Origin of the sequence: Butyrivibrio fibrisolvens (assembly GCF_023206215.1) — a bacterium.
GTDB classification, from domain to species: Bacteria; Bacillota; Clostridia; order Lachnospirales; family Lachnospiraceae; genus Butyrivibrio; species Butyrivibrio fibrisolvens_C.
Genome location: NZ_CP065800.1, coordinates 3,119,560 through 3,139,535, shown reverse-complemented (window position 1 = coordinate 3,139,535; position 19,976 = coordinate 3,119,560). Strand labels below are relative to the sequence as shown.

Here is a 19,976-nt window from a genome sequence, read left to right as displayed (position 1 = left end):
AAGTTTCAATCATTAAAACACATAGTTAAAAATCCCGCCTGCAGTACATACAAAAGATGATGCATGTATTGCAGGCGGGATTATTGCATTAGGTCGATCGCGAGAGAATGACCTTTACTTTTATACAAAGTATAAAACAGATCGGGAATTATATTGCAGTTCTTCCTTCGTTTTTACCTATATTGATATAGTGATAATAGAGCATTTCAGCATTAGGTCCGATAGCTTGTTGAAGATCTGGATATCTGGTGTAATAAATGTATGCATTAAACTCATTGTTATTCAAAGGAGATGTTAAAAGTGAATTTACATCTGCATTAGAAGAGGCAGAATCTAAGCTTTCAATTGTTGTAGATGGCACAAATGATGCAAATCTTGCAGCTGCCTGAGCAGCAGTGATATGTGTGATAAAACCTGTAGCATCCACTCTTGACCACAGATCTGATTCACAGGAAGATAGGCATGGCACGTATCTGCCATTCATAGAAGAATATGTAACAGCAAAACGTTGCAATGTGGAAGAGCTACTTCTTCGTTGAATTGTATCCTCTATATTGGGATCAAAAAGATATTCAGTTCCGCTTACTTTAATAATTGCCCATGCGTGATTTGTGAAGTCACCGCTTGTAGTGCGGACATCTCCGTGGACAAAGTATGACGGAAAACCCAATCCTCTGCTAAGGTAGACAAATGCACGTGTATATCCATAGCAATCCATATATCCAAATACATCTGAATAATTTCCATACTCAAAATTTGTAATGATCCAATTGTAGACAGCCAGGAGTTTCTGATAGTTCGTCATATCAGCAGTGACTATACCTGCGAGATATGCTTGCACAGTTGTATTCAAGTCATTCTGAGACATAGTTGTCATCAGGTCGCCACAAAGTATACAACCATCCACTCTGTATAAAATACTATCAGCAGTAGGAGATAGGGTTTTGGGAACTAAAACTGCGTTATTAACGGTATCTTGAAAGGTGTTTTTGCTTTTGGCATAAACATGTAAAGGCGCACAACTACATGCAATGCATAACATCATGATAATTAGTGTTGAAGAAATGATTTTTTTCAATCTTGTCACCTCCATTTTGTATTCATATACAAGAATAGTTTCAATCTATAATATTTAGGCTTAAAAGAGTATCGTAAATAAAATGTGGGCATATCATTTTCGGAATTGAAAATAGAACATTTTTGAACTTCTTTATCTAATATAGCAGATAGCAAAAATAAGATAAAGGGATAAAACGATAGTAAATAATTGTTTTTATAAATTCTAAATCAAAATTCCCACTTACAAAACAGACTTCATCTCTTGGAGCTGCGCTAACATGGATGGTTTATTAAATATTGTCATGTCTTTAAATTATTATAGAGTCAAGGTATGATATCTGAAGTTCTTTATTCCTAAAGACAAACTCAATTTGCCAGATGTGATATATAAAAATATTTAATTAAAAACATTGCATTATATTTTGCGCGGATTTATAATACCTTTATACGTAGTAATAAAAACTACATGAAATAGTTTCGAAATACAATGGAGGTAGGATATGATCAAAGGACTTAAAATTGGAGATAAAAGTAGCAAGTATCCCATCATTCAGGGAGGCATGGGAGTAGGCGTATCCCTTCACAGACTTGCAGGAACAGTTAGTAGAGAAGGCGGAATCGGAGTATTATCAGCAGCTGATATAGGCTACCTTGAGCCTGACTTTGAGACAAATCCCAAAGAAGCTAACATGCGCGCAATTAAGACAGAGATAGAGAAGGCAAGGAAAATCGCAGGACCTGATAAGATAATCGCAGCTAACATCATGGTCGCTATGACAGACTATGCAGGGCTTGTTAAGGAATTTGTAAAGCAAGGCATAGACCTTATCATATCAGGCGCGGGACTCCCCCTTAATCTGCCGGAGTTCATAGAAGGCAGTAAGACCAAGATCGCACCCATAGTATCCTCGCTTCGCTGCTGTCAGCTTATAGTCAAGACCTGGCGCAGGAAGTACAACTACGTCCCTGACATGATTGTGATAGAAGGACCCAAGGCAGGCGGCCACCTTGGCTTTAAGAGAGATGAACTTTTTGCCCAGGATGATAAGAAGCCTTCGCTTGAGACTATCACGTCAGAGATAGTATCTTTTGTCAGAGATCTGGAAAAAGAAACCGGCAAAGAAATCCCGGTAATCGCAGCAGGCGGAGTTTTTGACGGAAGAGATATACAAAAGTTCTTATCACTTGGCGCAGACGGAGTTCAGATGGCTACAAGGTTTGTTGCAACTGATGAATGCGATGCATCAGATGCATTTAAGAATGCTTATGTTAAAGCATCTGAAGAAGATATACAGATAATAGACAGTCCTGTCGGTATGCCCGGAAGAGCCATCCGCAACGAGTTTATAAAAAGTAAAGAAGACCATAAACTCTCTATAACCAAGTGTTATCAGTGCATTAAGACCTGCAATGTCAAGGATGCGCCTTATTGCATCACCAAGGCACTAATAAATGCTGTCAAAGGGAACCTTGATGAAGGCCTTATCTTCTGCGGAAGTAATGTGGGCAGGGTTAAAGAGATAGTACCTGTGCACGACCTGATACAGGAGCTTATGTCACAGTGTGAGGCTGCATCGGTGCGGACTGCATAATATCATAATAATTGTTCTTTTTACCGCAACGAATGAGTATTATTTATAAATCCCGGAGTGTAATATCAACTTATAGAAATACTACATTTGTAATAAGCTCAAAGCTTCCAACTTAGACTGTGAAGTTCGAGTAAATGATGAGAAAAACCTATAAGGAGACTACACCAATGCTTTACTGCGAAACATATCCTATATTAAAAATAGCTGATGTAAAAAGAGAAAAAGATTTTCTGACACTTAAGCTTGCGCAGGGTATCCAGCGCATCATCCCTGTCAGCGACAGGAGCATAAGAGTTATCTATACCAAAGATGACAGTATTAATGAAGAAAATATCAATAATAAGCCCGGTATCATAGATCTTGAGCCATATTCTGACTGGACCTTTGAAGAAAGTGACAAGGAAGTTGTCATAAAGCTGCCAAAACTTAAGGTAGTCATTAAGAAAAATGGAGCTTCTTATACCTACTATGATGAAGAAGGCAACCTCCTTCTTAAAGAGCGCAAAGCCAGAAGCAAGGAACTTGATACAGTACCTGTATATGCTATAAGTGAAAAAGATATTCAAAAAGAATATATAGATACAGCTGATGGTCGTAAAGAAGTTGTAAGAAAAGCTGATAAGATCAAGATAAGGGATGCGTATAGAACACGTCTTTCTTTTGAATTCGATGATAATGAAGCTATCTACGGCCTTGGTCAGCACGAAGAGGGTTATCACAGTCTTAGAGGAAAGAGAATCTTCTTAAATCAGGGCAACCGTAAGATCGCAATTCCTATGTTCATATCAACCAAGGGCTACGGAATCCTTGTTAATACCTACAGTCCTTCTATCTTTAATGATGCAGAAGACGGAACATATTTTTATACAGAAGCCGACAGTGAGATGGATTTCTTTTTCCTGAATGGATCTGATGAGAAGATGGACGGTGTCATAAGACAGTACAGGAAGATCACAGGTAAGGCTGCAATGCTTCCCAAATGGGCATATGGCTATATCCAGTCTCAGGAAAGATATGAAACTTCCGATGAGATCCTTAGTATATCAAAAGAATACAGAGACCGTAATATAGGCCTTGACTGCATAGTACTCGATTGGTGCTCCTGGAAGGATGGACAGTGGGGACAGAAGAGCTTCGATCCTGAAAGATTCCCTGATCCTGACGCCATGACCAGTGAACTTCATAAGGACAATGTTCATTTTATGATATCCATCTGGCCCAATGTTAATGAAGGCACAGACAACTATAATGAATTCAAGGATGCCGGCGAGCTTCTTCCGGGCATCAATATTTATAATGCTCTTAGCAAGAAGGCAAGAGATATCTATTGGAAGCAGGCTTATGAGGGACTTTTCTCCCATGGAATTGATGCATGGTGGTGTGATAACTCTGAGCCGATAGCTCCTGAGTGGAACTATGCAGTTAAGCCTGAAAGCTCCAAGATATATGATGAATACTGCAATCAGCTTCCTATGCATATACCTGCTGAGATGACCAATTCCTTCGGACTATATCATGCTATGGGAATCTATGAGGGTCAGCGCGGGCAGTATGCTAAGAAGGATCAGGATATAGAAGAAAAGCGTGTTGTTAATCTTACAAGAAGCGGTTATATCGGGCAGCAGCGCTTTGGTACTATCCTGTGGTCTGGTGATATATCCGCAAGCTGGGATACATTTAAAAGGCAGATAGCAGCAGGACTTCACTTTAGCGTAAGCGGACTTCCATACTGGACTACCGACATCGGAGCCTTTTTTGTCAAGAACGGATTGTCCTGGTTCTGGAACGGAGAGTATGATCTTGGGCCAAAAGACCCTGCTTACTGCGAACTGTTCACTAGATGGTATCAGTGGGGAGCATTCCTTCCAATATTCAGAGGCCATGGAACAGACTTTAGAAGAGAACTCTGGCAGTTCATACTTGATAAAGATCCGTCACAGGATGCAGACGGACTTAAAGCAGCATCCTTCTATGATGCTCTTGTAAGAGCAAATCATATGCGCTATGAACTTATGCCATATATCTACAGCCTTGCAGGTGCTGTATGGCATGACGATGATGTGATCATAAGGCCGCTGTCATTCGAGTTTACTGAAGATAAGAAGACCTGGGATATCATGGATCAGTATATGTTTGGTAAGAACATGATGGTATGCCCCGTTACAAAGCCTATGTACTTTGATCATGATGAGGATGGCAATTGTATCAGTATTAATACAAATGATATAGATGCGAGCAGATCATTTATGCGAAGAGTATACCTTCCGGAAGGTTGTAACTGGTATAACTATAATACAGGAGATAAATACGAAGGAGGCCAGTACATTAAGGTAGAAGCTTTACTTGATACAATTCCTGTATTTGTCAAAGAAGGTACTATTATCCCGGTGACAGCTTTTGAAAGATCAACACAGGAGCAGACAGGAGATATAACACTTCATATATTCGGCGGAGCTGATGCCTTCTTTTCCTTGTACGAAGATGAAGGTGATGGCTACGGCTACGAAAAAGGAGACTATACTATTACAAAGATCGAGTACATAGACTCTCAGAATAAAGTACTGGCTGATGGCGCACTTTCAGGCAGATTTAAGGTTGAGATCATCAAGTAAATAGACCGCAGGGCAGAATAACTCCAACGCAAAAAGCCCCCAAGGCCTCTTGGGAGCTTTTTGCCGTTTTTCTATCTTATGAATTATGATTTTTGATCTGGATTGTTCGAATGGATTTTTTTATCAACAGCGTTGTAGATCATATTTATTACAAAGCACAACATACCGCTTATAAAGAAGCTGATGACTTTACCTACAGTAGAGCTTGCAGATATATCTACAAATATAAGCTTGAAAACGCATATCATAGCTAGGAGCAGGCCGAAGATTCTAAGACCTTTATAATCATTCATGAAGCCTGTCATGATGCATATGATAGCCATGATAAGAAGGATGATGGATACTATAACAGCATCAGCATCGAATGTGTGCAGGCATGCAATAATAAGCAGCAGATATTTAAACCCTATATAGAAATCCCAGCAGATCGTGTGTCTATCCAGAAGCTCTTTGGAATTAATAGTAAAGATAGCTGAGATCAGCACGACATATATTATTTTGAATATAGTCAGCATTACTTCATTTTGACCTATGATAGACAGATCTTCCATCTGACCTGTAGTAAGGTACCAATATGCGTGGAGCATTATCAGTACATTGATGATGTAGGAAGTTATCCGGGCTTCTTTGATATTTTCATGCCTTAGTTTGAATAAATAGTTGACTCCGCCGCATATGAGCATCATCAGAAGATATGCATATCCTTCCAATGCAAGTGCATCATGATATGCTGAATCCGGCGAGATATAGCACATTCTAAACAGGAATGATCCAACCAGATATACAAGTACGACATGGCTTCCAATGACAGCTTTTAGCTTTTTTATATTTAGAACATAGTAACATACATAATATAGGGCAAGAGGAATAGCCATATACAGGTATTCCCATATCATTATGTCTTTCGTGGTAGCAGTAATATACAGATACATCAAATATGAGATGATCTGCGGGATGAACAGATTGATCTTCCTTCTGTCTTCTACGATCAGAGTTGTTATCATGAATGCTCCGATAGCGACATAGGTTATGATCTGGAATAAGATCCTGACGAATACTTCATTTCCCAGTATTCCGTCCAGATACCAGGAAGATCTGATAATAGATGACACTATATTTATATGAAGCAGGTATACATATAGGATGATGGGCAATATGCCTTGAACAGCAACTGCTTGCATATTGCCAAGTGTTCCGCATTGCAGAGTGCAGGATATATGATAGATGCAATATATCGTAATGATGCACATGGCTACCAGAACCAGGACTTCATCTATCTGATAAAAAATAGGAATGAATGTCAGTAGACAAGCAATACCGCCTATAAGTTCTGTAACATATATCTTTTTGTAAAAGATCTGTTCATATGCTAAAAGAAGGATCTGTGTAGTAATGATATAGCTGATAATAAGGAATGATAAGGTCTCATTGCTATCAAAAATCGACAATGTAACAGACATGAAGATGCCTATCTGTGCTATAGTCCTAAATATTGTATTATTAACCTTTGAAAGATATATACTGCCTACCCAGATGAATATCAGTGCATACAGTATATAAGGATTTATAAAACCAAAGACTATATAGGTGATAAATAATGAAACGAATATAAGCCCATATCCACACCCGGTCAGTGCTATATAGAACTTGTTTTGAGGAGATTTTTTCATTAATAAAAGTCCCGGTATAAGAAAAGAAAAGCTGGCAATGAACATAAGAATGGTCTTGGCAGTATCATTAAGATTTGGAAGTATAAGAGATGCAAGGAGTATCGCTGCTATGAATATAAGAACACAAGCGAATATACCCATGAGTCTTTTGCCAAGAATATTCTCAAAATCAGTTGTTCTTGTTTTGATTACATGTTGTGGCACTGTTTGTCTATGTTCATAAGGTGCATTTGTGGTAGTATTAGGAGAGGTATTGGCATAAGAACTGATAGGAGTCGTGAACATATTGATATTTGCATTATCACTAACTGTTTTGTTATTGGAAATGCTAAGCTTATTCTGGACATATTGCATCTGATCTTTTAAATTATTGATTTCAGATGTAAGATTTCTTACTTGTTCTTCGAGAATAGCGATTTTATTTTCGTTCATAATATACCTCATACTGTGGATGATTTTGAATTAGGGATCATGAATCTGTAACACGATTATCAGATTCAATATATAACATGAGTTGTATACTGTCATTTGTTTTGGATGGAATGACAAAAAAATATGACGAATTACATATGTTTAGACAAGTGCAATTATAGTTAGTTGCCAATATTATGACGTAAGGGTCAAAAGTCATTTCGATTCGAGCTTGCTCGAAATCGAATATGAATTTATGACCCGCAAAACATGAGCAAAGTAGCACGTAGTGCGGATTTGCGAATGTTTTAGGATTGTGAGAGTTTCGTAGAAACGGAACAATCCGTTAGTCATAAGGTGTCAAAAGGAACTTTTGACACCTACCTCATATTATTCTGAAGCAGGAATTATACTGTTAATATACAAGTAAAAGGGGACAATATGGTAGTTTCAACACTTTGTTATTTGGAAAAAGACAATAAGTATCTCATGCTCCTTCGTAACAAAAAAGAGAAAGACGTTAATGAAGGTAAATGGATAGGAGTTGGCGGTAAATGTGAAAAGGGCGAAAGCCCTGAAGAGTGCGTGATCCGCGAGACTTTTGAAGAGACGGGAATAAAACTTGAAAGTCTTAAAATGAGAGGCGTTATGACTTTTGCATCTGAAGGCTGGGAAGATGAGTATATATTCGTATATACATCTGATAAATTTTCAGGACATATCACAGAATGCAATGAAGGCGAGCTTGCATGGATAGATAAGGACAAGATCATGGACTTAAATCTATGGGACGGCGACAGGATCTTTCTGGATATCATGCTGACAAGCGATAAGCTCTTTTCAATTAAGCTATCTTATAAAGGCGATGATATTGTAGACAAGCAGCTATATGTATATTAAATAAAATAATATTCCCTGTTACGTCCTGTAATCTAAAATTATCATTGCAACATGGAGGATGCAGATATGGAGATTAAATTTCTGGGGCAGTGCGGTTTTTATTTAGAAGATGAGGATTTGAGTATTGTGATAGATCCGGTTCTTTCTGACCTTCATGAGAACGGTCAGTCGATCATGAACTATCCGCCGGTGATGAAGCCCGGTGACATAGCACCTGACTTTTGCTTCTGCACGCATGATCACATAGATCATCTTGATATAAATACTGTCTGCGGGCTTGCTACGACCAATGACAAGACTATCTTCGTGATACCTTCAGGTTGCAGGAAGATATTAAAAGAGCGTGGCATAGATAATGCACGTATTATTACATTTGATGATGGAGAGAGCAAGGTTATAGCTAGAGGCGGCGAGGTATTCGCTATCAAAGATACATCTAAAAGTCTTCATGAAAATAGTATAGAAGTAACAGCCTATTCTACAGCTCATCCCGATCATCATCTGGACAGCGACGGCCTTGACCGCAATCTTCTTTATTCAATTCTTTGGAATGGTCACAGATATGTGCATCTGGGCGATACCTATCGTACAGACAGACTGGTTAAGAGCCTAAAAAAACTTGGACATATAGATGCCCTCTTTGCACCTATCAATGGAAGAGATGATGAAAGAGAAGCTCGCGGCATAATAGGGAATCTCTCACCCAGAGAAGCTGCACTTCTTGCAAACGAACTTAAGGTATCACTTGTATATCCTATGCATTTTGACATGGTCAAAGGTAACACGGCGGATCCTCAGGAATTTGCCAGAGAGATGGAAGGCCTTGGCACTAAGACAGAGTATGTGATCCCGAAGAGAATCTGAGCCGATTATATCTATATATCTAAAGTCAGAGATAAACTACTTTTTTCTAAAGCTTGCTAAATTAGCATTTTTTTATTAGAAGGGTATTATTATAGTTATCAAAGTGTTAGAATTAGTAGTGTGATAAAGGCTTCCCTAGTTTTGAGAAGCGCTATTTATCTTATTTATCAGATCTTAAAAATTATGGGGTACTGGTGCGTTTTCTTGTTTATGAAAATCTAATATGAATGAGAAAGCCGCTAGTCCTGAACTACTAATGTGAAGGGAGACACTGTTATGTTCAATGCCAAGACCGACAAGAAAACTGCTTTAATTTTTGCTGATGGATGTGAAGAAGTAGAAGCTCTCACAACCTATGATATTCTGTACAGAGCAGGTATTCCCTGCACTAAGGTTTCTATAAATGCTGATGAGTTTGTAAAGTCATCTCATGAAGTTGTTATTAAATGTGATACCACAATTGATAAGGTCAACTTTGAAGAGTATGACATGATAATCCTTCCCGGAGGAATGCCCGGAACACCTAACCTTCGCTCCTGTGATATCCTTTGCAAGGAGATCATCACCTTCGCAGGCTTTGGCAAGGGTATAGCAGCTATATGCGCAGCTCCTTCTGTTCTTGCAGAGCTTGGTATCCTTATAGGTGTTAAGGCTTGCTGCAATCCTTCCAAGGAAGCTGAGATCGAATCAGAAGGCGCTGTTGTATCAAGGGAGCAGGTTGTAGTATCAGGCAATATCATCACAAGCCGTGCTATGGGTACTGCGATTCCGTTTGCTCTTGCGATTGTTAAGTATTATCTTGGCGACGGAGCAGCTTCTTATATCAAGTCCAACATACTGTATTCAGGCTGATACGTTTTTTTTGTAAAAAATATAAGTCTGTCGCGTGTATATGCGGCAGACTTTTTACTGCAGTAGTGACATTACGCCTTGATTGGTCTGGTTGGCCTGGGCCATCATGGACTGACCTGCCTGCTTTAAGATATTGGTAAGTGAGTACTTTACCATTTCAGAAGCCATGTTAGTGTCTCTTATCTTGGACTCTGCATCTTGTGTATTTATACGAGTATTATTATCGTTTAAGTATGCATGTGCCAATTTGTTCTGCTGGGCACCAAAGTTTGAACGCTGCTCGGATATGATATTAAGCGCATTCTTGATAGTATCAATTCCTAAACGTGCAGAAGCTGATGTAGTAATTTCCAGATCTCTTATTCCAATAACGCCGTTATTGAGCTTTTCATAACTGATCGGTATATTGTCGTCTGGGTCAGCGCCGCTTTGAATGATCATGCTGATTTGTCCGCCATATATAGGTACATCAACTGTACTGGTTTTTTCTGAAGGAGAATACCAGTACATATAGTCTGAACTATTTTGGCTTAAGTCAAGGACAGTATCTGATTTAAGCACAGAATTGACCTTTGCCAGAATGGTAGATTCTGTATCCGTGGTGCTTACAGGAATATTAATATACATATTTCCGATATTGGATCTATCTACACCGTTATAGCTAAAAGGTGTATCACTAACCAGATCAAAGTTAATAGTAATGTTTCCGTTTGTATTTGTGTCTCCTTGATTTTCCTCGGTTAATACACCAAGAGAACCCGTTAGCGATTTCATTACTCCGGCAAGATTTCCTGATTGTGAATGAGAAAAGGGAACTTTTTGATGCTGATAGTTATAACTCCACCAGATATTTTCTTTTTCAGGACGCTCATCATATGAATAAAAAGAAACACTGGCTGAAGTTGCGGTAACACCGCCAACACCGGACATGTTAAATTTAAATATCCAAGGGGTGGTGCTTGTTTTAGCTACATCTATATCAGAAGTATTGTTTCCTGATATTTGTGTCAGGTTTGAACTGCTTGTCAGCGCAGGTTCTATGAAATCATCATTTGTGCTTGAGGCAAAATCATATGCGTCATCAGTTCCGGCAGTTGATGATTTTTCTTTTGCATATATATTAATATTGGCACTAACAGTAATCCCGTTCGTATCGGTAGGAACATCAAAATTACCAGAAGCTTTATCTGAATAATTAATGCTTATGCCCGCATTATTAAGCGCAGTTACATAATCTGCAATTGTTGCAGGATCTGATATAACGTTCATATTAATAGTTCCACTAAAAAAGCTTTGTATTCCTGATCTGACAGCATCGGTATAACTTGCTGGCAGATGATCAGCTATACTAAAGTCATAGTTTGAAGCTTCAAGATCATCCCAGCTTATATAGTCAGTCGTATAAGTGTTTCCGTCAAAACCTGTCCAGCTAACTTTTATTCCGTTAGTATCATCTGCCGAAACCTTGCAGGTACTTGGAATTGGCATATAATCCTTGTTGGAACCGGTGATTGGATAGTTTCCATATCTCTGATTACTTACATTAAGAGCTTGCGTAGGAGCATATCCTATAAGTACGGGATTAGGGATATCTACATTCCATATATATCTATCGTTAAAGGATGTTGTAGCAAAGATTCTGTCAGACTCCTCCTTGATTGCCTGGACTTCCATGTTGATATAAGAACGGTCTGAATCAGTAAGAGTGTCATTTGCACCCTTTACGCACAGTTCATTCATTCTTTGAAGAAGATCATGGGTTTCATTAAGAGCGCCGTCTGCTACCTGAACGAAACTAATTCCGTCCTGTATATTGTCCTCGGCCTGACGAAGGCCCCTTATCTGACGACGCATTTTCTCAGAGATTGCAAGACCTGCAGCATCATCTGCTGCCCGGTTTACTTTATATCCTGATGCGAGCTTTTCAGCTGATTTGGAATTGCGCTCTGCAACCAGGCCGTACTGCCTTTGTGCATTCATTGCAGAGAAATTATGTTGTATGACAAAGCCGCCCATAGTGTATTCCTTGTAAAATAAAAAATAAAACGTCCTTGTCACCTTCAGAAATACATCCCTGTATTCCTGGATATGCAGCATTTACATCTTGTAACAACGAATGTAGAAACACATTCATGCGTTTTTTGCATCTTACTGTTACAACATATAACGTACTACATAGAAAGTATCCTCACTTTCATTTTATATATCGGTACAGATGCAGTATTTACTTATGTTTTTAGCATTATCTTTTTTGTCATATAACAATAATAGTTGGGAGCTAATTTTGGTTAATATATTGCTTATGATTTGGCCAAAATGACCGATATATAATTGCGGAGAAGATTTCTTTTTTATTTTCTTTTACAATATTTATATCTAGAATGTTTAGAAGCGCAGCAGGAAGAGATTTGTAAGTTTTGATACTGATCTAAAGCCCTTAAAAGGAGGCTCTTATATGCTAGCTACTTTGATGCCACTATTTGGCGACAATATGGAAGTTCGTGCCTACTCTATTTTTGCCCAGAAAGCAGATACATATATGAATCCGCTGGCCTTATCAACAAGCGTCTTCGATGGTGCCAGCAATATTGCAGGATTTGAGATAGTAGACAAAATAGGCCTAGAAACGATAGCAGATGATCATGTTGTATTTATAGAGATAAACAATATTGCTATTTTTTCAGATATAGCAGGGCAGTGCTTTGCTCCTCATGATAAGGTCGTGCTTCTTATAGATCCTTCTATTAAACCGGAAGAAAACTATATTAACAGAATGGACGAGATTGCAAAGGAAGGCTTTAAGTTTGCAATGAAGAAGCTTAAGCCCATTGACTTTGAGAATTATCGCCCTGTCTTGGAGAAGTGCAGTTATATACTTCTTGATCACAAGAATATCGATATAGACAAGGCTCATACCTATTTCTCGCATATGTACAAGGATATGAAGCTGTGCGCAGTCAATGTTAATACAAGAGAAGAGTACGATGAGCTCTCAGGTAATGCAAGCTATGACCTTTATGAAGGTGAGTTTTTCAGAACACCTATCACCAAGCAGCAAAAAGAGCTTGCGCCTTTTAAGGTTACCTATCTTCAGCTCTTAAATGTAGTAAACGAATCAGACTTTGAACTTACAGATGCAGCCAATGTTATAGGACAGGATGCTGCACTTGTTGTAAGACTTCTTGAGATGGTCAATCATATGACATCCAATAGAGGTGTATCCTCTGTAAGACATGCAGCAGCTCTTCTTGGGCAAAAAGAGCTTAAGAAGTGGATCACAACCGCTGTTACCAAGGAACTGTGTTCGGATAGACCCAGTGAGATCACCAGAATGTCCATGATAAGGGCAAGATTTGCAGAGAATCTGTCCAAGTATTTTGAACTGGAGCCTTTTAGCGCGGAGATTTTCCTTATGGGCCTTTTCTCAGTACTTGATCAGATCCTTGAAAAGCCTATGAAAGAGTGTCTTGAGATGGTCAAGATCTCAACTGATATAAGACAGGCACTGCTGGATCATAAGGGACGTATATACCCTGTACTGGAATTTATACTTGCCTATGAGGATGCAGACTGGAACGAGACGCTGAGACTTATGCTTCTTAACAAGATTGGTAGGAATGTAGTCTATGATGCATATCTCGAGGCCCTCGACTGGTACAAGAAGATAGTTAACATTAAATAACTCACTTGGACGGCATTATATATCTGCAAAGGTTTTGCGAACGAAGTACCTTTATAGTGGACGCCTGCACATAAAAAGGTTAAGGAGAAGCTATGGGAGATAGTAAAGCTTTAAGTGGTAGGAAGTATTCGGGAATCGTGATATGCATTGCATTTGCCATCATGTTCATACTTGCAGATTCTATCATGGGCATTTATTTTGGCGGAGTTATCTACCATGTCATAAAAAGCGCCCTGATGATCCTTTTCTTCGTGGTAGAACTATTTGTATATCTAAGATTCTACGGCAAGGAATCCGCCGGCGAGATTATCTATACCAAAGACTTTCTTAAAGGCATAAAAGCTGGATTTGCCATATTTTTGTATATCCCTTTTGTGATAGTCACTTATTTTGTAGTTGGTAAGCCGGCCTTTGCAAATACGACTATACCAATTGTACTGTCGTATCTTGTCCTTGAGCAGTTAGCAGCTTCTATATTTGAAGAGTTCTCCTTTAGAGTTTTTGTATGCGAAGGATATTTTCTTGAAGATGATAAAACAAGTGTTAAGCGCATTGAGTATGCATTAGTGTCAGCTGTTACCTTTGGCCTTGCACATGCAGCTACAGCTACGACGCTTAATAGCGCAGCTATAAGATTTTGTATGGAGACGGTATGGGGATTTGCATTCGCTGCTGTCTACCTGTATTCTCATAACATTCTTGCAGCGATGCTCCTTCATTTCCTTACAGATGTAGTCATAAACTCTACCAATCTTATTAAAGAGTGGACGCCGAGTGATCTTATGACAATACTGGACAATTACGGATACTTTGTAGTCATGGGCATAATACTTGCAATGTCTGTTATTGTAATATTAAGACAGCCGGAGCGCCTTACTCAGTAGCCCGTTTATTTCTAAATTGTTTATAAACTTCCATTAATTCCAAACTCTTTTAACTTAAATTTAGTTTTGTGTCTCATACTCCATATTAACAACAAACAAATAATTCCGAGAAGAACAAAGGAAACACACTCGGAATCAGAAAAAGGAGCTAATCATGAAACTAAAAGAGTTAAAAAGAATATTATCAATAGCAATGATAACTATCATGTGTACAGCTGTTACTGCATGTAGCAGTCAGACAAGCTCGGCTTCAAGTTCAGAAGAAACATCAATCACACAGGAAGTAGAGGCACAGGAGAATGAAACATCAGGTCAGGATCAGGAGGCTGAAGCCAAGGACGTAGCTGATGGCGAGATGCCTGAAGGAGAAGCACCTGATGGGCAACCTGGAGAAATGCCTGATGGAGAAGCTCCCGGAAACCCTCCCGATGGTGAAGGCGGAGGTTTTGGAGGCGGCGGAAACAGTAGCGCCGACATAGACTACACAGGAGCTACAACTATAATAAGCGCTGATTCTCAAGATGGAGAGACATATGAAAGTGATACTGCTGATGAAAGCGCACTTCTTATCACAACAAGTGATGACGTGACGATCTCTAATGGCACAGTAACCAAGACAGGTGATTCAGATGGCGGAGACAACTGCAATTTCTACGGCCTTAATGCAGCAGTTCTGGTCAAAGACGGATCAACAACCACTATTACAGGGGCGACCATCACATCTGATGCAGACGGAGCTAACGGCGTATTCTCATATGGCGGCAATGGCGGTCAGAACGGAGCAGAAGGCGATGGAACAACAGTTATTATTTCAGACAGTACTATCACAACCACAGGTGACGGATCCGGCGGTATCATGACAACAGGCGGTGGTATTACAAAAGCCTCTAACCTTACTGTAGAAACAAGCGGAAGATCATCAGCTGCCATCAGAACAGACAGAGGCGGCGGAACAGTTACAGTAGATGGAGGAACATATACTACTAATGGACTTGGGTCACCTGCTATATATTCGACAGCTGATATCACTGTTTCAGATGCGACTCTCGTATCCAATCTCTCTGAAGGAGTCTGCATCGAAGGCATCAATTCGATCACATTAAATGACTGCGATCTCACAGCCAATAACACAGATACTAACGGCAATGCTACATTCTATGACTCTATAATGATCTACCAGTCAATGTCAGGAGACGCTGACAGCGGTACATCAACATTCACTATGAACGGCGGATCACTTACAAGTAAGAATGGTCATGTATTCCATGTGACTAACACAACAGCTGTGATCAACCTTGAAGATGTAGAGATAGTTAACGAAGATTCAGACAATATCCTTCTTTCTGTATGCGCAGATGGTTGGACCGGTGATAACAACACAGCTACAGTTAATGCAAGTAGCCAGACCTTAGAAGGAACAATCCTTGTTGGAGATGATTCTGAGCTGACACTTAATCTTACCAATGGATCAAGCTTCACAGGTACTATCAGCGGTGAGATATCCAATGCAAGCGGCGAGACAGTTTCTACAGAAGTCGGAACAGTATCTGTATCTATAGACAGTGACAGCACCTGGACACTTACAGCTGATACCTACATCAGCTCTTTTGACGGAGATATTTCAAGTGTAAATACTAATGGATACACACTTTATGTAGATGGCGTAGCTATGAATTAAGAATAATTGTAATAAAAAAGACTGATGCGTAAGCTATACTTTATGCATTAGTCTTTTTTTTATCTTGCATCACAAATGCAGATATGCTACTATCGTTTTGAGTTTGAAAAAAGAGGTAAATGAATTTTATGAGTATAAAGGTTTTCTAATCTAAGCAAACAAATATAAGAATCGCCTGATACCCAGGCTTTATTTTTGTACGCTCAAGATAGATAACCAAATGCTTATAACCTTCATTCTAAGACAGGTTTATTAATCATGGTTTATTCTGCCTTGCGTACAAATTGTGCGCAGGGCATTTTTATTGCTCTGACTTAAATATTAGCAAGTGTAATATTTGCATTTCGTTAGATGAATCAACCAAATAGTTTTGCAGGGGGAAAGATATGGATACATTATTTTTGATACTATGTGGAAGCGTTGAAGAAAGCACTTCTGAGCCTCACGACAACGTAGGCGTGGTCTCGGTTGTCTACGTCTCTAATGATAAAGAAAAAATTGACAGTAAGCTGGGAGATCTTCAGAAGGCACATCCTGATAATTTCTATATGGCTTACGAAGTGCCCATGGATACTGATCTGACAACACTTGAACATTATCCGGGAATTGAGATTTCCAAAGAAGACTTAAATTAAAAAGACTTAAAATAAAATCAGAATTAAAGGAATATTGACATGAAGTTTTTAAAACAATACAAAAATCTAAGTAAAGAAATATATGTCCTGTTCTTTGGGCGAATAGTTACAAGTATGGGGTCTCTTATCTGGCCTATCATGACATTGATACTGAAAAACAAGCTCGGATACAGCGCAACGACTATCGCAACGATTGATATGGTCCTTGCGATAATCCAGCTTCCACTCGTCATGGTTGGAGGAAAGCTTGCTGACAGCGTCAACAGGAAGAAGATAATTGTCTGCTGCGATATGGTTACAGTTATCTGCTATTTTATCAGCGGACTTATTCCTCTGTCTTTTATCAGCGTTGCGCTATTCTACATCGCAGGCCTCTTTGCGACAATTGAAGGGCCGTCCTACGATGCACTTGTAGCAGATCTTAGCGATTCAGATAACAGAGAGCAGGCGTATAGCCTTCAGTATCTTGGCATGAACCTTGGACTTGTACTTGCACCAACACTTGGCGGATTATTATTTGAAAACTATCTGTGGCTGGCGTTTATAGTAACATCAGTTGCAACATTCTCTTCAACCCTTCTGATCCTTATTTTCATAAAAAAGCTCAGTGTTGAAAAAAAGCATGTCAGCGAATATGAGGAAAAGAAAGAAGGCGTGGGAATATTTGAGATCCTTCGTGAGAGAAAAATACTGATCCTGTACATGGCTGTATCCGGCTTTTGTGCTCTGGTATATTCAGAGTTCAATTATCTTCTGCCGCTTCATATAGAGAATCTGTATGCAGCCAAGGGGGCGACAATATTTGGACTTCTGACAAGTACCAATGCCATAGTTGTCGTAGTTGGAACTCCGCTTATTACTACATTCCTTAGTAAGATCATAGATGTCAGAAAGTTTCTTATAGGAGAAGTGCTGATAGTAACAGGGCTTGTGAGCTATACCTTTTCGGGCAGGATAATTTCTCTTTACTTTGTGCTGATGACTGTTTTTACCTTGGGTGAGATATTCTGCACCATAGCCAGCGCACCATATATGACTAGGCGTGTTCCGTCAACTCATTGGGGCAGGGTTAACTCCGCTATCAACATCGTCTGCAGCGCAGTTACATCTATTGGCAATATCTATATCGGTAAAATGGTAGATGTATACGGCTACAAGCATGCATGGATCCTGGTGGCGGCTGTTGGATTTGTTGCCATAACATTACTTGTTGTATTAAATGTATTGGATAAGAAAAGCTTCCCGCTTCTCTATAAAAGTGACGAAGAATCGGAAACAGCTGAGTCTTGAGCGGAGCAGAAGATCAATGACCTCCATATCGAAGGTATGCCGAGAGTTGATAAGCTGAAGGCGCTAATCCGGGTGTAGAGCAGTATTGACGCCGCTTTATCAATGTGATAGTGTAATAAATAGCTTAAATATGCGAGGTTGAGAACGTGAGACGTTAATTATTTGACTAAAAGTGTATAGGAGACAATGAGATAACCTGTTTTACGGGTTTGTTTGTGTACGCTTCAAGTCAGATGATTACATTTTACAGGTGCCTTATCTAAATAGGGGTTATTTGTGATGAATCAAGACTGTAATGCGTACCATTTTAAATGTGCGCACTACAGTCTTTTTGCGCGTAAAAACTTTTAGTAAAAATAATTAACGGAGAATAAAATCATGAAAAACAAATTACATATAGACAACCTCGAAATTATGGCCTTTATGGATGGCCTGGTTTTCTTTTCACCGGTATCATTGCTTATAAGGACAAAGGCAGGACTATCGCTGGAACAGTTCTTTGTCCTGCAGGCCTTTTTATCAATAATGATATTCGTATTTGAGATTCCAACCGGTAAGATCACAGACAGAGTAGGATATAAGAAAACGCTGGTTTTGTCACAGGGAATGTGGCTTCTGGCAAGGATTCTTTTGATGCTTTCATTTTTCAGTGGAAACTTTGCGGTATTTATGATAGAGGCAGTTGTTGAAGGTATTGCCATCAGTTTTTCTTCAGGAACTTTAAGTGCCTATCTTTATCAGCAATATGAATCAGATGAGTATGTTGTAAAGAATGCCAGGATTGGCAACTGTGGAACGGCCGGATTTATCGTAAGTGCAATAATTTATGCCGGACTCTATCACTTTTTTGGACTGGAAGGCTTGCTTGTGGCAACAGTTATTTCCAGTGCATTGGGACTAGTTGCAAGCTTTGGGATTGAGAAGGAAAAGCATCTTAAGGAAAAAGAAGTTACGGAAAAGAAGGTAAAGAAGCTGGCATTCAACCTGGAGAACACGATGATCGTGGTGATCCTTGCCTGCGTCAGCATTACTTTTATTCTGATCAATTTCTTCTATGTTGATAAGCTTGAAAATCTCGGAATATCAGAAGAGTGGATGAGTGCCATAATCCTTGGCTATTCCCTCATTCAGATGATATCAGAAAAGCTTCTTAAGATGATCAGTGAAAAGAAATATCTGTTAACCTTTATGCTTGGCTTCCTCACAGTTGGTATGATGATGATAGTATTCGGCATGTCAGATCATGTGCTGATAGTGATTCCTATCATGTTGCTGTTACCACTTGCTGTGATAGTGCCGGAATACATTTTTGATGAAATAGAGAATAAAGTCATAGATGCAAACGGCCTTGAGAACTACAGAGCCGAGGTCCTGTCTATCTACAACATGGGCGTGAACCTGGTGGAGATCATATTTCTCTTCGCATCGGCTTATGTTTCAAGAGCAGGGATTTCGCTTAGCTTCATTCTGACAGGATGTACTATGGGTGTGATCGGCGTAGCCGGATTTGTGATGTTTAGTAAAAAGATTGATCAATAATTGAAGAGTATAGGTATGGGAAAAGCGGTAAAGGCGTTGAAAGACAAAAAAAGCTCTTAAGAAACGAATGGAGAAAGAGACAATGTCGAGTTTTACAGTTGAATCAAAGGATAAAGAAATCTATAAAATTGCAGGAAGTATCCTTGAAGAATTACCTGACAGGATAGAACAGCATATGATGAAGAACAGATAATAATTGTCCAGACAAATGTACGTTGTGCCAACTTGACGTCAAATACAGGCTCAACCAAAGATAGAATCAACTAAAAATACTCTCGATTGATTCGTATACAATCTGTACCTATAAT

14 protein-coding genes are annotated in these 19,976 nt (G+C 39.2%); 11 read left to right on the top strand and 3 right to left on the bottom strand.

Annotated elements, in window-relative coordinates:
- Positions 1-148: 148 nt before the first annotated feature.
- On the bottom strand, positions 149-868 hold the full coding sequence (locus tag I7804_RS13085) for a transglutaminase domain-containing protein (protein WP_248403817.1): 720 nt from the start codon (positions 866-868) through the stop codon (positions 149-151).
- A gap of 691 nt (positions 869-1,559) precedes the next feature.
- Between I7804_RS13085 and I7804_RS13080 the strand changes: the two genes are divergently transcribed.
- Both I7804_RS13080 and I7804_RS13075 read left to right on the top strand, forming a co-directional pair.
- The gene (locus I7804_RS13080) at positions 1,560-2,651 is read left to right on the top strand and encodes an NAD(P)H-dependent flavin oxidoreductase (protein WP_248403816.1); all 1,092 of its coding nucleotides are present in this window, start codon (positions 1,560-1,562) and stop codon (positions 2,649-2,651) included.
- Positions 2,652-2,818: 167 nt separating this feature from the next.
- Positions 2,819-5,263 (top strand): TIM-barrel domain-containing protein, encoded by a 2,445-nt coding sequence (locus tag I7804_RS13075; RefSeq protein ID WP_248403815.1) that lies wholly within the window; start codon positions 2,819-2,821, stop codon positions 5,261-5,263.
- A gap of 83 nt (positions 5,264-5,346) precedes the next feature.
- Here the strand turns inward: I7804_RS13075 and I7804_RS13070 are convergent, their stop codons facing one another.
- Positions 5,347-7,365, bottom strand: coding sequence for a DUF2339 domain-containing protein (locus I7804_RS13070; RefSeq protein ID WP_248403814.1), 2,019 nt, complete (start codon positions 7,363-7,365; stop codon positions 5,347-5,349).
- Positions 7,366-7,785: 420 nt separating this feature from the next.
- On the opposite strand from I7804_RS13070, the gene I7804_RS13065 reads away from it, so the two are divergent.
- The 3 genes from I7804_RS13065 (at position 7,786) to I7804_RS13055 (ending at position 9,960) form a co-directional block, all read left to right on the top strand.
- Positions 7,786-8,244: an NUDIX hydrolase gene (locus I7804_RS13065; RefSeq protein ID WP_248403813.1), complete on the top strand. Its 459-nt coding sequence runs from the start codon at positions 7,786-7,788 to the stop codon at positions 8,242-8,244.
- A gap of 66 nt (positions 8,245-8,310) precedes the next feature.
- Positions 8,311-9,108, top strand: coding sequence for an MBL fold metallo-hydrolase (locus I7804_RS13060; protein WP_248403812.1), 798 nt, complete (start codon positions 8,311-8,313; stop codon positions 9,106-9,108).
- Positions 9,109-9,384: 276 nt separating this feature from the next.
- Positions 9,385-9,960, top strand: coding sequence for a DJ-1 family glyoxalase III (locus I7804_RS13055; protein ID WP_022756052.1), 576 nt, complete (start codon positions 9,385-9,387; stop codon positions 9,958-9,960).
- 54 nt (positions 9,961-10,014) lie between these two features.
- Here I7804_RS13055 and I7804_RS13050 read toward each other — a convergent pair whose 3' ends face one another.
- Positions 10,015-11,976: a flagellin gene (locus I7804_RS13050; protein WP_248403811.1), complete on the bottom strand. Its 1,962-nt coding sequence runs from the start codon at positions 11,974-11,976 to the stop codon at positions 10,015-10,017.
- Positions 11,977-12,415: 439 nt separating this feature from the next.
- On the opposite strand from I7804_RS13050, the gene I7804_RS13045 reads away from it, so the two are divergent.
- The 6 genes from I7804_RS13045 to I7804_RS13020 all read left to right on the top strand — a co-directional run bounded on the left by I7804_RS13045 (position 12,416) and on the right by I7804_RS13020 (position 19,668).
- Complete coding sequence (locus I7804_RS13045) at positions 12,416-13,642, top strand: EAL and HDOD domain-containing protein (protein ID WP_248403810.1); 1,227 nt, start codon at positions 12,416-12,418, stop codon at positions 13,640-13,642.
- Between the two features lie 92 nt (positions 13,643-13,734).
- A complete protein-coding gene (locus tag I7804_RS13040) occupies positions 13,735-14,526 on the top strand; it encodes a CPBP family intramembrane glutamic endopeptidase (RefSeq protein ID WP_248403809.1) in 792 nt (263 codons plus the stop codon).
- Positions 14,527-14,680: 154 nt separating this feature from the next.
- Complete coding sequence (locus I7804_RS13035; RefSeq protein ID WP_248403808.1) at positions 14,681-16,204, top strand: hypothetical protein; 1,524 nt, start codon at positions 14,681-14,683, stop codon at positions 16,202-16,204.
- Positions 16,205-16,590: 386 nt separating this feature from the next.
- The gene (locus tag I7804_RS13030) at positions 16,591-16,839 is read left to right on the top strand and encodes a hypothetical protein (RefSeq protein ID WP_248403807.1); all 249 of its coding nucleotides are present in this window, start codon (positions 16,591-16,593) and stop codon (positions 16,837-16,839) included.
- Positions 16,840-16,878: 39 nt separating this feature from the next.
- Complete coding sequence (locus I7804_RS13025) at positions 16,879-18,129, top strand: MFS transporter (RefSeq protein WP_248403806.1); 1,251 nt, start codon at positions 16,879-16,881, stop codon at positions 18,127-18,129.
- Between the two features lie 378 nt (positions 18,130-18,507).
- On the top strand, positions 18,508-19,668 hold the full coding sequence (locus I7804_RS13020) for an MFS transporter (protein WP_248403805.1): 1,161 nt from the start codon (positions 18,508-18,510) through the stop codon (positions 19,666-19,668).
- Positions 19,669-19,976 lie beyond the last annotated feature (308 nt).

Coding starts and splice junctions, on each gene's coding strand:
- I7804_RS13085 (WP_248403817.1), bottom strand. CDS start 868: ATGTCTCAGAATGACTTGAATACAACTGTGCAAGCATATCTCGCAGGT.
- I7804_RS13080 (WP_248403816.1), top strand. CDS start 1,560: ATGATCAAAGGACTTAAAATTGGAGATAAAAGTAGCAAGTATCCCATC.
- I7804_RS13075 (WP_248403815.1), top strand. CDS start 2,819: ATGCTTTACTGCGAAACATATCCTATATTAAAAATAGCTGATGTAAAA.
- I7804_RS13070 (WP_248403814.1), bottom strand. CDS start 7,365: ATGAACGAAAATAAAATCGCTATTCTCGAAGAACAAGTAAGAAATCTT.
- I7804_RS13065 (WP_248403813.1), top strand. CDS start 7,786: ATGGTAGTTTCAACACTTTGTTATTTGGAAAAAGACAATAAGTATCTC.
- I7804_RS13060 (WP_248403812.1), top strand. CDS start 8,311: ATGGAGATTAAATTTCTGGGGCAGTGCGGTTTTTATTTAGAAGATGAG.
- I7804_RS13055 (WP_022756052.1), top strand. CDS start 9,385: ATGTTCAATGCCAAGACCGACAAGAAAACTGCTTTAATTTTTGCTGAT.
- I7804_RS13050 (WP_248403811.1), bottom strand. CDS start 11,976: ATGGGCGGCTTTGTCATACAACATAATTTCTCTGCAATGAATGCACAA.
- I7804_RS13045 (WP_248403810.1), top strand. CDS start 12,416: ATGCTAGCTACTTTGATGCCACTATTTGGCGACAATATGGAAGTTCGT.
- I7804_RS13040 (WP_248403809.1), top strand. CDS start 13,735: ATGGGAGATAGTAAAGCTTTAAGTGGTAGGAAGTATTCGGGAATCGTG.
- I7804_RS13035 (WP_248403808.1), top strand. CDS start 14,681: ATGAAACTAAAAGAGTTAAAAAGAATATTATCAATAGCAATGATAACT.
- I7804_RS13030 (WP_248403807.1), top strand. CDS start 16,591: ATGGATACATTATTTTTGATACTATGTGGAAGCGTTGAAGAAAGCACT.
- I7804_RS13025 (WP_248403806.1), top strand. CDS start 16,879: ATGAAGTTTTTAAAACAATACAAAAATCTAAGTAAAGAAATATATGTC.
- I7804_RS13020 (WP_248403805.1), top strand. CDS start 18,508: ATGAAAAACAAATTACATATAGACAACCTCGAAATTATGGCCTTTATG.